Origin of the sequence: Amycolatopsis melonis (assembly GCF_040064235.1) — a bacterium.
GTDB classification, from domain to species: Bacteria; Actinomycetota; Actinomycetes; order Mycobacteriales; family Pseudonocardiaceae; genus Amycolatopsis; species Amycolatopsis melonis.
Genome location: NZ_JBDZYD010000011.1, coordinates 196380 through 209965 on the forward strand (window position 1 = coordinate 196380; position 13586 = coordinate 209965).

A 13586-nucleotide genomic window follows, 5' to 3' on the forward strand; every position below is an offset into this window, starting at 1 on the left:
GACCTCCTGATCATGCCAGGATGTCGGCCATGACGTGCACCCCCCGTCCGTCGGTCGTCCCGGCGCGGCGCCGGTGAGCGGGCTGCGGCTCGGGCTCGCGCTGCCGCAGTACGGCCCGCTCGCCGACCCGGCCGCCGTCGCGCGCTTCGCGGCCGCCGCGGAGGGCCTCGGCTTCGCCTCGCTGTGGGTCGGCGACCGGATCCTGGCGCCCCGCGAGCCGTCCGACGTCTACCCGGGCGGCGGGACGCCGGAGCACCCGTACCCGAAGGAGTTCGAGACCTTCGCCGACCCGTTCACGACCCTCGCGACGGCCGCCGCGGTGACCCGCACGGCCCGGCTCGGGACGAGCGCGCTGACCGGCCCCGCCTACTCCCCGGTGCTGCTCGCCCGGGCCCTGACCTCGCTCGATCTCGCCAGCTCGGGACGCCTCGACGTCGGTTTCGGGCTGGGCTGGCTGCGCGAGGAGTACTACGCGACCGGTGTGCCGTGGCCGGGCCGGGGCCGCCGGCTGGACGAGGTCCTCGACGCGCTCGAAGCGCTCTGGACCGGCGACCCGGCCGAGCACGACGGCCCGCAGTGGCGGATCGCGCCGTCGACGGTGGGCCTGCGGCCCGCGCAGGACCCGCGGCCGCCGGTGCTGCTCGGCGGGTTCTCGCCGGCGGCGCTGGCCAGGGTCGGCCGCCGCGCGGACGGCTGGCTGGCGGGCTGGCTGCCGGAGCAGTACCTGACCGGGCTCTGGTCGGTCGCCCTCGAAGCGGCCGAGAAGGCCGGCCGCGACCCCGGAGCGCTGCGCCGGGTGCTGCGGATCAACCCGCGCCGGGGCACCGCCGTCGAGACCGCCGACGACGTCGCCCCCTGCCTCGACGTGGCCCGCGAGCTGGGCATTTCCGAGGTGCTCGTCGATCTGCACTACGTCGCGAAGGACGTCGACCACGCTCTCGAACTCGCCGCACAGCTGATCGGCGGCTGAACCCTGAGTGTGATTCTCGTCTCGTTCGCCGGGGTCTCTTTGTTCTATTATAGTTAGAACTATGTTGGTCCGGATCGACCCGAGTTCGACCGTCCCGCTCTTCGAACAGGTGGCGGCTTCGCTCCGCCGCGCCATGGCCGACGGCAGCCCGGCGCCCGGCGAGCAGCTGCCGCCCGCCCGCGAGCTGGCGGCGTCGCTGGACATCAACGTCCACACCGTGCTGCGGGCGTACGCGCTGCTGCGCGACGAAGGCCTCATCGACCTGCGGCGACGACGTGGCGCGGTGGTCATCGGCGGCGCGTCGTCCCGGGCGCGGCTGGCCGAGCTGGCCGCGGAACTGGTCCGCGAGGCGAAACGCGCGGGCGTCGGCCTGGACGAACTCACCGGGGTGCTGAAGGAGAAATACTCATGAGCAAGCTGATCCGGGTCCTGACCGCCACGGCCGTGCTGCCGGGCGCCGCGCTGGCCGTGGCGGGCGTGCTCGCGAACGCCTGGTGGGCGCGGCTTCCCGACCCCGTCGCGACGCACTGGGGCACCCGCCCGAACGGCCACACCGCGCTCGGGCCGTTCACCGGCATGTGCCTCGGGCTCGGCGTCGTCGCCGTCGCGGTCCTGACGGCGACCGCGGTCGCCGCGCTGCGCCGCGGGCGGCCACTGCCGCGGCCGACCGTCGGGGTCGGTGCCGGCTTCGCCGCCATGCCCGCCGCGGTCCTGCTGACGGTGCTCGTCGCGAACCTCGACGTCCCGGACTGGCAGGCCGCCCGCGGCGCCGGCGTCGTCGTGCTGTTCCTGCTCGGCGCGGCCGCACTCGGCGTCGTCGCGGCCTTCGCCGGCGGCCTGCCTTCGCCGGTCCGCGAAACCGGGGCCGCCCGGCCGAGCGTCGGGCTCCGGCCCGGGCAGCGCGCGTTCTGGTCGAGCCGCGCGGAGAACCCGGCGATGCTCGGGGTCCTCGCGCTGATCCCGGTCGCCGTCGCGCTGGTGCCCGCCGGGCTGCCGTGGCAGACCGGCCTCTGGATCGCGCTGGTCGGCGCGGTCGTGACGGCGCTGACGTACCGGCTGAAGGCGACCGTGGACGCCAAGGGCGTGACGATCCGCTTCGGTCTCTTCGGCTTCCCGTGGCGGCACCTGAAGCTGGACAGCATCCGCGAAGCGGCCACGCGCGAGCTGAGCACGTTCGGCGACGGCGGGCTCGGGCTCCGCTTCAACCCGGTCACCGGCACGACGGCGTACAAGGTGCGCGGCGGCCCGGCACTGGCGCTGTCGCTGGAGAACGGGCGGACCGTGCTGGTGAGCGTGGACGACCCGGAAACCGGCGCCGGGCTGGTCAACGACCTGATCGCGCAGCGGATCACCCGGATTGGCTAGGCCGGGGACGCACCGCGTTCGGTAGAAACGAAGAAGTGGCGAAGAAGAGCGGTGGCGGCGGCTGCCTGGTCGTGGTGCTCGTGCTCGGGGTACTGGCCTTCGGGTACTACAAGTGGCAGCACGGCTCGTCGTCGGCGCCACCGGACGGCGCCGACACCGGCGGCGGCAGCGGCCGCTACGTGGCGCTCGGCGACTCGTACACGTCCGCGCCGCGCACCGGGCGGCAGGCGGGCACGCCCGCCGGCTGCGAGCGCTCGGACGACAACTACCCGCACCTGGTCTCGGCGAAGCTGAAACCGGCCCAGTTCGCCGACGTCAGCTGCAGCGGCGCCACGACCGCCCACCTGACCGCGGCGCAGAAGACCGGCAACGGCACGAACCCGCCGCAGCTGGACGCCGTCACCGCGGACACGACGCTGGTGACGCTCGGCATCGGCGGCAACGACGTCGGCTTCTTCTCGTACGCGTCGTCGTGCGCGACGACGCACCAGGCGTCGTCGCCGTGCAAGGACCGCCTGACCGCGGGCGGCCACGACCAGCTCGCCGAGCGGATCGACGCGACGGCCCCGAAGATCGGCGCGGCCCTCGACCGGATCCACGCCAAGGCCCCGAAGGCGAAGGTGGTGGTCGTCGGCTACCCGACGGTCCTGCCCGACGGCGACGGCTGCTGGCCGTCCCTGCCCTTCGGCGCCGGCGACATCGCGTACTTCCGCGCGGCGCTGGGCAAGCTGAACAAGATGCTCGAGGACCAGGCGGACGCCCACCGCGCGGGCTACGCGGACACGGCAACGCCGGGCAAGGGCCACGACGTCTGCGCGGCCCCGGACCAGCGCTGGGTGGAGGGCGTCCTGCCCGCCTCGCCCGCCGCGCCGCTGCATCCCAACGCGCGCGGCGAGCAAGGCATGGCCGACGCCGTCCTGGCCGTGCTCAAGCTGCCCTAGAGGCGGACGAGGGCCTGCGGCTTGCCGAGGACGGTCTTGCCGTCGAACTTCACCACGAGGTCGACGCGCGCGATGCCGTCGTCCTTCACGTCGGCCACCTTGCCGGTGATCTCGACGAGCGCGCCCTCCGGCGTGTTCGGCACCACGACCGGGCGCGTGAAGCGGGCGCTGAAGTCGATCAGCCTGCCCGGGTCGCCGAGCCAGTCGGTGACCACGCGGCCCGCCACCGCCATCGTCAGCATCCCGTGCGCGATGACGTCCGGGAGGCCGACGTCCTTGGCGAACGCCTCGTTCCAGTGGATCGGGTTGAAGTCCAGCGCCGCCCCGGCGTAGCGCACCAGCTGCTCACGGGTGATCCGGACCTCGAGGGCGGGCAGTTCGTCGCCGGTGTTCACACGCCCTCCCCTCGGACCACCAGCTGCGCGCGCGTGGTGCACACCCGCGCGCCCGCGGCGTCGGTGATGTCCGCGCGCAGGTTGATGAAGTCGTTGCCGGCGCGGGCCATGATGTTGTCGATGTGGGTGGTCACCTCGAGCACGTCACCGGCGTAGACCGGGCGCGTGTAGGTGAAGCCCTGGTCGCCGTGCACCATCCGCGAGTAGTCGAGGCCGAGCTCGGGGTCGGTGACGATCGAGTTGATCGCGGCGAGGTTGATGATGGTGAGGAACGTCGGCGGGGCGATCACGTCCGGGTGGCCGGCCGCGCGGGCCGCCTCCGGGTCGCGGTAGACCGGGTTGGCGTCGCCGATCGCGTCGGCGAACTCCCGGATCTTCTCCCGGCTGACTTCGTAGCTGGTCTGCGGCGGATAGCTCCGCCCGGTGAACGACTGGTCCAAGGGCACGACCAGGAGGCTACCAACAGCAGAAAAGCCGCCCCGGTGGTCCGGGGCGGCTCTTCGAAGCTGGGGTGAACGCGCTACGTCAGCGGGTTTCCTTGTGCGTCCGGTGCGTACCGCAGTTCGGGCAGAACTTCTTCATCTCCAGGCGATCCGGGTTGTTGCGCCGGTTCTTCTTGGTGATGTAGTTGCGGTGCTTGCACTCTTCGCACGCCAGCGTGATCTTCGGTCGCACGTCGGTGGAAGCCACAGCGTTTCCTTCTCTCTCAGGTCCCGGGGGCCGGCCCCGTCGTTACCGCGTAGCGGTGGCCGGACTTGAACCGGCGACACAGCGATTATGAGCCGCTTGCTCTGCCAACTGAGCTACACCGCCCTTACATGACCCAAGCCGCGACACGCAGGCGTGACGCGGCTGAGGTCGAGAGCCCCTTTACGGAATCGAACCGTAGACCTTCTCCTTACCATGGAGACGCTCTGCCGACTGAGCTAAAGGGGCCTGGCCTCTCGCGAGGACTTTGAAAGATTAGCAAGGGCCTTCACCCGGCCGTGCAACCGGGGTCCCTTAACGGCAAAACCTCAGGTCAGCAGGGTCAGGACGGTCTCCGAGTGCCGCCCCGGCGAGCGTGCCGTGCGGGCCTGCAGCCACGCCTCCAGGCGGTCCTCCGGCAGCGGCCGGGAGATCAGGTAGCCCTGGGCGACGTCACACCCCATCGCCTCGAGCTGGTCGCGGGCCACGTCCTCCTCGACGCCCTCCGCCACCACCGTCAGCCCGAGCGAGTGGCCCAGCTCGACGATCGACCGGACCACCGCGAGGTCGCCGAGGTCGGTGCCCATGCCGAGGACGAAGCTCTTGTCGATCTTCACCTGGTCGACCGGCAGCTGCCGCAGGTACGCCAGCGACGAATAGCCCGTGCCGAAGTCGTCGACCGCCAGCACGATGCCCAGCGAGTGGAGCTCGCGCAGGATCGGCAGCGCCTTCTGCGGATCCGACATCACACCGGACTCGGTCAGCTCGAACGTCAGCAGCTCGGGCGGGACGCCGAAGCGGTCCAGCTCGCGGGCGACCTTGTCCGGGAAGTTCTCGTCGGCGAGGTTGCGCACCGACAGGTTGACCGCCACCGAGATCCGCAGGCCCTCGTCGAGCCACTTGCGGCAGCGCTTCAGTGCCTCGCCGAGCACGAACGACGTCAGGACGCCGATCAGGCCCGCCGCCTCGATGGCCGGGACGAACTCGTCCGGGCCGAGCCTGCCGAACTCCGGGTGCACCCAGCGCACCAGCGCCTCGACGCCCTGCACCTGCCGGTTCGGCAGGGTGATCTTCGGCTGGTAGTGGACGCTGACCTGGCCGTCCTCCAGCGACTGCCGGAACTGCGTGACCATCTGGAAGCGCCGCAGGAAGATCTGGCCCATGCTCGGCACGTACCCGCGGACCTCTTCGCCGCCCTTGGTCGCGCGGACCGCGACGTCGGCGCGCTGCAGCAGGCCTTCGATGTCGACGACGTCGCCCGGTTCCTCCGCGGACGTCGTCGCGTAGCCGATCATCGCGTTGGCCTCGACCGAAAGGCGGTCCACCGGGTACGGCGCGGACAGCTCGCGGCGCAGCCGTTCGGCCGCGGCGTGCGCGTCCTCCGGCGGGCAGCCGACGAGCAGCGCCGCGAACGACGCGCCTTCGAGCCGGGCGAGCGGGACGTCGGGGCCGAGCGCGTCGCGGATGCGGCGGCCGGCGGCGATCACCATCCGGTCGGCCCAGGCGTAGCCCAGCGCGTCGCTGACGGTCGAGAACACGTCGAGGTCGATCCGCAGCACCACGGCGTTGGCGAAGTCCCGCAGCGGCTCCTTGGCCACCTGCCGGAAGCCCGGCCGGTTGAGGTGCCCGGTGAGCGGGTCGTGGTAGGCGTCGTGCCGCAGGGTCGCCAGCAGCCGCCGGTTGTCCAGCGACGTCGCGAGGTGGCTGGCCATCGTGCCGAGCAGCTGGACGTCGTACTTGCCGAAGCCACGCCACCGGGACAGCCGGTCGTGCGCCTCGACGACGCCGAGCAGCTGGTTCGCGCTGCGCAGCGGGACGACCAGCGCCTCCTGCGCGCCGCGGTCGAGCAGCGCCGCGCGGACGTCGGGGTTGGCCTCGGTGATCCGGAAGTGCCGGACGTGCGCGCCGGGCAGCCGCAGCAGCGGGTCGTCGGCGGCCGGGTCGGCGGGCGGCAGGTCGTCGCCCGCGACGACGACCCGCATGGTGTCCTTCGCCTCCAGCCGCAGCCGGAGCACGACGCGGCCCGCGGCGAGCTGGTCCTTGATGCGCTCGGCGATGGTGGCCCATTCGCGGACGTCGACGCCGCCGACGAGCTCGTCGGCGCGGCTGGCCGGGCGGGCCGCGGCCTGCTGGCCCGAGCGCGCCACCATCAGGCTGACGTCGGAGAGCGCCTCCATGTCCCGCTGCTCGCGCAGCAGGTCGGAGTAGGCCCAGTACAGCGCGGTGAGGCCGAGGAAGACGGCGAGCACCAGCGGCCACGCCTTGGGCGTGTTCGAGATGACGAGGTAGCCGGACAGGCCGACGGAGGCGTTGACGAAGCCGACGACCAGGATCCGCGCGGTGAGCCGGACGGCGGTGCTGACCCGCATGCGGCGCCGCAGCACGCGGACCGCGGCGAGCGCGAGCAGCGTGCTCACCAGCGGCGCGGTGAGCGTCCCGGCCAGCGCCGCGACCCACGGGATCTTCTCGCCGACCCCGGCGCCGACGGCGTACTTGACCAGGCCGGCGACCGCGAAGGCGCCGGTGATCTCCAGCAGGAACGCACCCGCGTTGTAGAGGACGCGGCCGGCGACCTTCCGCGCGAGCAGCGTGCCGATGCCGGCGACCAGGTGCGCGGCCAGCACGACCTCGAACGGCGCGATGAAGAACCCGATGACGAGCGGGATCTCGGTGAAGGAGATGGTCCACGAGATGCCGCTGCGGACGTCGACGTTGATGCCGAGCTGCTCGGCGAGCAGGAACGCGATCGCGAGCACCGGGCCGATCCACAGCAGCTTGCTGTCCCAGTGGAACGGCAGCCACGAGCCGACGGCGAAGGCGGCGACGAGCCCGAGGCTCAGCACGGCGAAGGTGTACGCGCGGAACCGGCGTTCGTCGGTGCGGGCTTCGGCCGAGGCGGCGGGCTGCGGTGGTGTCCCGGAAGCGGCTCCCGGCCCGGGCTGCGCCTGCGCGACGGCGTCGCCGTGGGCGTTGGTGTCCGGCATCCGACCTTCCCTCCCGGCTTGTCCACCGGCAATGATCCGTGACTTCGGGTGTGGACAAGGGCCATACCGTACCCCGTAGGGCGTACCCGTGTCCCTTTCGAGACAGTAGGAGATCACCCCAGGGTTAACAATGCCTAGAACGCGCTGACCTGCGTGGACCAAAGGGTGAAACGTCGGGTTTCCCCAGTCCTAGCAGTTCCCCGCCCAAGCTCGCTCGGGTCGCGCTTCAATGGGCGCATGCACAGCGATGTGATTGCCACCGAGCACGCGGCGCGGCTCGCGGCGGTGGATCCCCTCCTCCCCGGCTCGACCCCGTTCGAAGCGGCCGAAAACGCCGTGGTCCTGGAGGTGGCGACGGGTGACTCCGCCGCTTCCGGGCTGGCCTCGCGCGTCCAGGTCGACCGCGACGCCCCCAACGCGCCGTGGCGCGCGCTGACCGAGCACCGGCTCGACCTCCAGCTCGCGGGCCCGCAGCCGGCGGCCGCCCTGGACGCCCTCCTCACTCGATGGGATGAACATCTGCGCGCGGTCGCCGAGCGCGGCGACACCGAGACCGCGGCGATCGTGCCGCGCGCGAGCCGCGACGCCGCCGGCGCCCGCGAAATGCTGCACCACGGCTTCGCGCCGCTGCGGGTGATCGCGGTCCGCCCCGCCCAGCGGATGGTGCCGGCGACCCCGCTCGGGACCCCCGGCGTCAAGATCCGCCGCGCCGAGCCCGGCGACCTCGAAACCGCGGTGGCGCTCGGCATGGAGCTGCACTCCTACGACGCCCAGTACGGCACGGTCAACTGGCGCGACGGCGTCGAGGAGATCCTGGCCAAGGACCTCGCCGAGCAGCTGAAGCGGCCGGAGCCGCCGCTGTGGATCGCGGAGCTGTACGGCCGCCCGCTCGGCATGGTCAGCGTCCAGCACCCGGGCGAGACCGGCTGGATCAGCGGCCGCGTCGCCGCGGCCCGCGTCGGCTACCTGTCGTCGCTGGCCGTCGCGGAGGCCGCGCGCTCGTCCGGTGTCGGCACCGCGCTGGCCACCCACGCGCACCACGTGCTGGACGAGGAGGGCGCCGACGTCGTCCTGCTGCACCACGCGGCGGCCAACCCGCTGTCGACGCCGTTCTGGTACGCCCAGGGCTACCGCCCGCTGTGGACGTACTGGCAGCGCCGCCCGGCTGTTCGCTGAACCTCCGGCGGCATAGGCTGACCCGCGCGAGCAGCGAGGGGAGCCGGAAGTGGCCGATCAACGGGATTCCGCGCCGAGAGCACCCGAGGGTGTGGACGTCGAAAAGCCGTCCGCGGCCCGGATCTACGACTGGTACCTGGGCGGTACCCAGAACTGGGCCGTGGACCGCGAGTTCGGCAGGCGCATGGAGCAGCAGTGGCCGCTGGTGCGCCCGGGGTCGAAGCAGAACCGCGAGTTCATGAACCGCGCGGTGCGCGCGGCGCTGCGGGCGGGCATCCGGCAGTTCATCGACCTCGGCTCCGGCGTCCCGACGGCCGGGAACGTGCACGAGGTCGTCGAGGCCGAGCTGCCCGACGAGCACGACGCGAAGGTCGTGTACGTCGACTACGAGCCGGTCGCCGTCGCGCACGCGACGCTGATCCTCGAAGAGGAGGCGGCGACCGACTGGGCGGGCATCGTCCAGGCCGACATGCGCGACCCGAAGGCCGTGCTGCGCGCCGAGGAGACCCGGCGGCTCATCGACTTCTCGCAGCCGGTCTGCCTGATGATGATGGCGGTGCTGCACTTCGTCGGGCCGGACGACGACCCGGAGGGCCTGCTCGAGACGTACCGGAACGCACTCGCGCCGGGCAGCTGGCTGGCGATCTCGCAGATGAGCGAGGGCGACGGGACCGGCGAAGCACTCGAAGGGCTGCGCTGGTTCGTCGAGCAGTACCGCAAGACCAGCAACCCGGTGTGGCTGCGCAGCCGCGAGGAGATCGAGCCGCTGTTCGGCGGCTGGAACCTGCTGGAGCCGGGCATCGTGCACCTGCCGGACTGGCGGCCGGACCGGAAGCTCAACGCCCTGGAGGCGGAGGCGCGGCCGTTCGCGTGGTGCGGCATCGCGGAGAAGCCGGGCGCGTGAGCGAAGCCGCTCGATCGCTCCCGCCGGGGTCGACACGGAGAAGCCGTCCGCGGCGCGTGTCTACGACTGGTACCTCGGCGGGAACCACCACTGGGCGGTCGACCGCGAGTTCGGCCGCCGCGTCGAGAAACTGTGGCCGCTGATCCGGCCCATCTCGCGGCAGAACCGGGCGTTCATGAACCGGGTCGTCTCGGCGGCGATGGACGCCGGCAGTTCGTCGACCTCGGCTCCGGCGTGCCGACGGCGGGGAACGTGCACGAGATCGTCCGCGACCGGCTGCCCGAAGGCGAGGGCGCGTCGGGCTGGGCGGGCCTGGCGGAGAAGGACATCCGCCGTCCCGCCGGGATCTTCGCCGACCCCGTGACGACGGCGCTGATCGACTGGTCGCGGCCGGTGTGCCTGCTGATGATCACGGTCATGCACTTCATCGGGCCGTCCGACGACCCGGACGGGCTGATGGCGGCCTACCGGTCGAAGCTCGCCCCGGGCAGCTGGCCGGCGCTGACACACGGCACGTGCCGCGACGACGCCCCGCCGGACCGCGCGGCGGAGGTCCGCCGGTTCATCGAGGCCTACCAGGACACCTCGAACCCCGCGTGGCTGCGCTCGGCCGAGGAGCTGCTGCCCTGGTTCGGCGGCTGGCCGCTGCTGCCGCCCGGGATGACGTCGCTGCCGGACTGGCGTCCCGCGTCGCCGCCGACGGAGATCGACGCCGAGACGCGTCCCTTCGTCTGGTGCGCCGTCGCGCGTCACCCAGGCCGCTGACCTGTGCTTTTCCTGATCGCTGTTGGCGAACGCACTCCGGGAAACAAACATGCCCATTGGAGAGTTGAGCTAGGCAGACTCAACTACACGAGGAGTGCACATGTCCGACACCCGCCTCCTGCCCGTGCTCCCGCTCGATGACGACGTCGTGCTGCCGGGCATGGTCGTCCCGCTCGACCTGACCGACACCGAGACGCGGGCAGCGGTGGAGTCCGCCCAGGCCAGGACGCCGAGCCAGGCGTCCTTCCCCGGCATCCGGTCCTCCGCGGCCGCCAAGGCCGAAGTCCTCATCGTCCCGCGCGTCCACGGCGAATACGCCGAGTTCGGCACCGTCGCCACGGTCGAGCGCATCGGCCGCGTCCCCGGCGGCAAGGCCGCCGTCCTGCTGCGCGGCACGGCCCGCGCGCTCGTCGGCCGGATCGCCGACGGTCCCGGCGCCGCCCGCTGGGTGCACGCCGAGGACGCCCCCGAGACCACCGACGACCGCACCGCCAAGCTCGCGGCCGAGTACAAGGCCGTGGTCATCTCGATCCTGCAGCAGCGCGGCGGCTGGCAGCTGATCGACGCCGTCCAGCAGGTCGAAGAGCCGTCCGCGATCGCCGACCTGTCCGGCAACGCGCCGTACCTCGACACCGCGCAGAAGCTCCAGCTTCTGTCCACTTTGGACGTCAGTGCGCGCCTGGAGAAGGCGCTGGAGTGGAGCAAGGAGCACCTCGCCGAGCTGGAGGTCACCGACACGATCCGCAAGGACGTCGCCGAAGGCATGGAAAAGCAGCAGAAGGAGTTCCTGCTGCGCCGCCAGCTCGAAGCGATCCGCAAGGAGCTGGGCGAACTCGACGGCACCGCGCAGGACGACGACTACCGCGCCCGCGTCGAAGCCGCCGACCTGCCCGAGCACGTCAAGAAGGCCGCACTGGCCGAAGTGGACAAACTCGACCGCACGTCCGAGCAGTCCCCCGAAGGCGGCTGGATCCGCACGTGGCTGGACACCGTCCTGGAGCTGCCCTGGAACGAGCGCACCGAGGACGTCTACGACATCGCGGCCGCACGGGCCATTTTGGACGCCGACCACGCCGGCCTCGACGACGTGAAGGAACGCATCATCGAGTACCTGGCCGTGCGCAAGCGCCGTGCCGAATCGGGTCTCGGCCCGGTCGGCGGACGGCGTTCGGGCGCGGTGCTCGCGCTCGCCGGTCCTCCCGGGGTCGGCAAGACGTCGCTGGGCGAGTCGGTCGCGAAGGCCATGGGCCGCAAGTTCGTCCGGGTCGCGCTGGGCGGCATCCGTGACGAGGCGGAGATCCGCGGTCACCGCCGCACGTACGTCGGCGCGCTGCCCGGCCGGATCGTCCGCGCCATCAAGGAAGCCGGCTCGATGAACCCGGTGGTGCTGCTCGACGAGATCGACAAGGTCGGCGCGGACTACCGCGGCGACCCGACGGCGGCGCTGCTCGAAGTGCTGGACCCGGAGCAGAACCACACGTTCCGCGACCACTACCTCGAGGTCGAGCTGGACCTGTCCGACGTCGTGTTCCTGGCGACGGCCAACGCGCTGGAGACCATCCCCGGCCCGCTGCTGGACCGCATGGAGCTGGTGACGCTGGACGGCTACACCGAGCACGAGAAGGTGACCATCGCCCGCGACCACCTGCTCCCCCGCGAGCTGGAGCGCGCCGGCCTCGGCGCTGCGGACGTCGTCCTGACGGACGCGGCGTTCAGCCGGATCGCGGCCGAGTACACCCGCGAGGCGGGCGTGCGCGACGCGAACCGGACGATCGCGAAGGTGCTGCGGAAGATCGCGACCAAGGTGGCACTGGACGAGGTTTCGCTGCCGGTTTCGGTCGACGCCGCCGACCTGGAGACCTACCTGGGCCGCCCGCGGCACATCCCGGAGTCGTCGCTCCCGGCGTCGACACAGCGCACGGCAACCCCGGGCGTGGCAACGGGCCTGGCGGTGACGGGCGCGGGCGGCGACGTCCTGTACATCGAGGCGTCGCTGGCGGACAAGGAGTCCGGCGCATCCGGCCTCCAGCTGACCGGCCAGCTCGGCGACGTGATGAAGGAGTCGGTCCAGATCGCGTTGTCGTACTTGCGGTCTCACGGAGCGGAGCTGGAGCTGCCGGTGGGCGACCTGCGCGAGCGAGGCATCCACGTCCACGTCCCGGCGGGCGCGGTCCCGAAGGACGGCCCGTCGGCGGGCATCACGATGACGACGGCGCTGGCGTCGCTGCTGTCGGGCCGCGTGGTCCGCGCGGACGTGGCCATGACGGGCGAGGTGTCCCTGACGGGCCGGGTGCTGCCGATCGGCGGAGTGAAGCAGAAGCTGCTGGCAGCCCACCGGGCAGGCATGAAGACAGTGATCATCCCCCAGCGCAACGAGCCGGACCTCGACGACGTCCCGGCGGAGGTGCTGGCCGAGCTGGACGTCCACGCGGTGGCGAACGTCCGCGAGGTCCTCGACCTGGCCCTGACCCCCGCCTCGACCCCGGTTCCCCAAGCCGCATAACGGAACCGGTGCCTCACCACCCAAGGTGACCGGCCGGGGGTCCGGGGGCTTGCCCCCGGCGGGGGTGTGGGGGCTCGGCCCCCACAAGACACAACGGAGAGAGCCATGTCTGCGCTTTCCGCAGACATGGCTCTCTCACGAATCGACGTGGCGGGTGAGGGATTCGAACCCCCGTAGGCGTAAGCCAACTGGTTTACAGCCAGTCCCCTTTGGCCACTCGGGTAACCCGCCCAGGCCGGTTCGCTCCGGCCGGGGGAAAGCTTACCCAAGGGTCTCGAGCGGGGGTCAACCGGGATACCCATCCGCCGGTGGGGGCTAGGCTGGGTGCCCCTGACAAGCGAGTACGAGGTGTGAGGACACGTGGCGGATCCCTCTTTCGACGTCGTGAGCAAGGTCGACCGCCAGGAGGTGGACAACGCGCTCAACCAGGCAAGCAAGGAGCTCGGCACGCGGTTCGACTTCCGCGGCACCGGCACGACGATCAGCTGGGCCGGCGAGGAGGCGATCACGATCGAGTCCGAGACGGAGGAGCGTGCGCTGGCCGCGGTCGAGGTGTTCAAGGAGAAGCTGATCAAGCGCAGCATCTCCCTGAAGGCCTTCGAAGCAGGCGAGCCCGCGCTGTCGGGCAAGATCTACAAGATCAGCGGCAAGATCCTCCAGGGCATCGCCTCGGACAAGGCGAAGCAGATCGCCAAGTTCATCCGCGACGAGGGCCCGAAGGGCGTCCAGGCCCAGATCCAGGGCGACCAGCTGCGGGTGTCGGGCAAGAAGAAGGACCAGCTGCAGGAGGTCATCGCCCTGCTGAAGGGCAAGGACTTCGAGATCGCGCTGCAGTTCACCAACTACCGCTGAGCCGCACGTCGCCCGGGGCCTCCGCCCCCGCGACATGAACGACT

The 13586-nt window shown here is 71.7% G+C and carries 12 protein-coding genes, 3 tRNA genes and 1 pseudogene; 9 read left to right on the forward strand and 7 right to left on the reverse strand.

Annotated features, from left to right (window positions below; all coding sequences use genetic code 11):
- Positions 1-73: 73 nt before the first annotated feature.
- The 4 genes from ABJI51_RS28720 (at position 74) to ABJI51_RS28735 (ending at position 3276) form a co-directional block, all read left to right on the forward strand.
- Positions 74-970: a TIGR03619 family F420-dependent LLM class oxidoreductase gene (locus tag ABJI51_RS28720; protein WP_348954336.1), complete on the forward strand. Its 897-nt coding sequence runs from the start codon at positions 74-76 to the stop codon at positions 968-970.
- Positions 971-1031: 61 nt separating this feature from the next.
- Positions 1032-1382: a GntR family transcriptional regulator gene (locus ABJI51_RS28725; RefSeq protein ID WP_348954152.1), complete on the forward strand. Its 351-nt coding sequence runs from the start codon at positions 1032-1034 to the stop codon at positions 1380-1382.
- Positions 1379-2335: a hypothetical protein gene (locus ABJI51_RS28730; RefSeq protein ID WP_348954153.1), complete on the forward strand. Its 957-nt coding sequence runs from the start codon at positions 1379-1381 to the stop codon at positions 2333-2335. The genes ABJI51_RS28725 and ABJI51_RS28730 overlap by 4 nt, the downstream gene beginning before the upstream one ends.
- 35 nt (positions 2336-2370) lie before the next feature.
- On the forward strand, positions 2371-3276 hold the full coding sequence (locus ABJI51_RS28735) for an SGNH/GDSL hydrolase family protein (protein WP_348954154.1): 906 nt from the start codon (positions 2371-2373) through the stop codon (positions 3274-3276).
- Here ABJI51_RS28735 and ABJI51_RS28740 read toward each other — a convergent pair.
- From ABJI51_RS28740 to ABJI51_RS28765, 6 genes are all read right to left on the reverse strand, one after another.
- Complete coding sequence (locus ABJI51_RS28740; RefSeq protein ID WP_348954155.1) at positions 3273-3671, reverse strand: MaoC family dehydratase; 399 nt, start codon at positions 3669-3671, stop codon at positions 3273-3275. The two genes, ABJI51_RS28735 and ABJI51_RS28740, sit on opposite strands and share 4 nt — an antisense overlap.
- Positions 3668-4117, reverse strand: a complete 450-nt coding sequence (locus ABJI51_RS28745) for a MaoC family dehydratase N-terminal domain-containing protein (protein WP_348954156.1) — start codon at positions 4115-4117, stop codon at positions 3668-3670. The genes ABJI51_RS28740 and ABJI51_RS28745 overlap by 4 nt, the downstream gene beginning before the upstream one ends.
- A gap of 79 nt (positions 4118-4196) precedes the next feature.
- On the reverse strand, positions 4197-4361 hold the full coding sequence (gene rpmG, locus ABJI51_RS28750) for a 50S ribosomal protein L33 (protein ID WP_348954157.1): 165 nt from the start codon (positions 4359-4361) through the stop codon (positions 4197-4199).
- A 50-nt stretch (positions 4362-4411) separates the two neighbouring features.
- Positions 4412-4484, reverse strand: a tRNA-Met gene (locus tag ABJI51_RS28755).
- Between the two features lie 50 nt (positions 4485-4534).
- A tRNA-Thr gene (locus ABJI51_RS28760) sits at positions 4535-4607 on the reverse strand.
- Between the two features lie 80 nt (positions 4608-4687).
- Positions 4688-7342 (reverse strand): putative bifunctional diguanylate cyclase/phosphodiesterase, encoded by a 2655-nt coding sequence (locus tag ABJI51_RS28765; protein ID WP_348954158.1) that lies wholly within the window; start codon positions 7340-7342, stop codon positions 4688-4690.
- Positions 7343-7579: 237 nt separating this feature from the next.
- Between ABJI51_RS28765 and ABJI51_RS28770 the strand changes: the two genes are divergently transcribed.
- From ABJI51_RS28770 to lon, 4 genes and pseudogenes are all read left to right on the forward strand, one after another.
- Positions 7580-8518: a GNAT family N-acetyltransferase gene (locus ABJI51_RS28770; RefSeq protein WP_348954159.1), complete on the forward strand. Its 939-nt coding sequence runs from the start codon at positions 7580-7582 to the stop codon at positions 8516-8518.
- A gap of 49 nt (positions 8519-8567) precedes the next feature.
- A complete protein-coding gene (locus tag ABJI51_RS28775; RefSeq protein WP_348954160.1) occupies positions 8568-9422 on the forward strand; it encodes an SAM-dependent methyltransferase in 855 nt (284 codons plus the stop codon).
- A gap of 13 nt (positions 9423-9435) precedes the next feature.
- Positions 9436-10187, forward strand: a pseudogene (locus ABJI51_RS28780) (SAM-dependent methyltransferase).
- A gap of 100 nt (positions 10188-10287) precedes the next feature.
- Positions 10288-12690 carry an endopeptidase La gene (gene lon / locus ABJI51_RS28785; protein ID WP_348954161.1) on the forward strand — a complete coding sequence of 801 codons (2403 nt, stop codon included), beginning with the start codon at positions 10288-10290 and terminating at the stop codon, positions 12688-12690.
- A gap of 148 nt (positions 12691-12838) precedes the next feature.
- On the opposite strand, the gene ABJI51_RS28790 is transcribed toward lon, so the two are convergent.
- Positions 12839-12921: transfer RNA gene (locus ABJI51_RS28790), tRNA-Tyr, on the reverse strand.
- Positions 12922-13050: 129 nt separating this feature from the next.
- Here ABJI51_RS28790 and ABJI51_RS28795 point away from each other — a divergent pair.
- On the forward strand, positions 13051-13542 hold the full coding sequence (locus tag ABJI51_RS28795; RefSeq protein WP_093949078.1) for a YajQ family cyclic di-GMP-binding protein: 492 nt from the start codon (positions 13051-13053) through the stop codon (positions 13540-13542).
- The last annotated feature ends 44 nt before the right edge of the window (positions 13543-13586 follow it).

What these genes read in the sequence shown, in the direction of transcription:
- ABJI51_RS28730 (WP_348954153.1), top strand. Translation starts at nt 1,379, where the DNA reads ATGAGCAAGCTGATCCGGGTCCTGACCGCCACGGCCGTGCTGCCGGGC.
- ABJI51_RS28765 (WP_348954158.1), bottom strand. Translation starts at nt 7,342, where the DNA reads ATGCCGGACACCAACGCCCACGGCGACGCCGTCGCGCAGGCGCAGCCC.
- lon (WP_348954161.1), top strand. Translation starts at nt 10,288, where the DNA reads ATGTCCGACACCCGCCTCCTGCCCGTGCTCCCGCTCGATGACGACGTC.
- ABJI51_RS28725 (WP_348954152.1), top strand. Translation starts at nt 1,032, where the DNA reads ATGTTGGTCCGGATCGACCCGAGTTCGACCGTCCCGCTCTTCGAACAG.
- ABJI51_RS28770 (WP_348954159.1), top strand. Translation starts at nt 7,580, where the DNA reads ATGCACAGCGATGTGATTGCCACCGAGCACGCGGCGCGGCTCGCGGCG.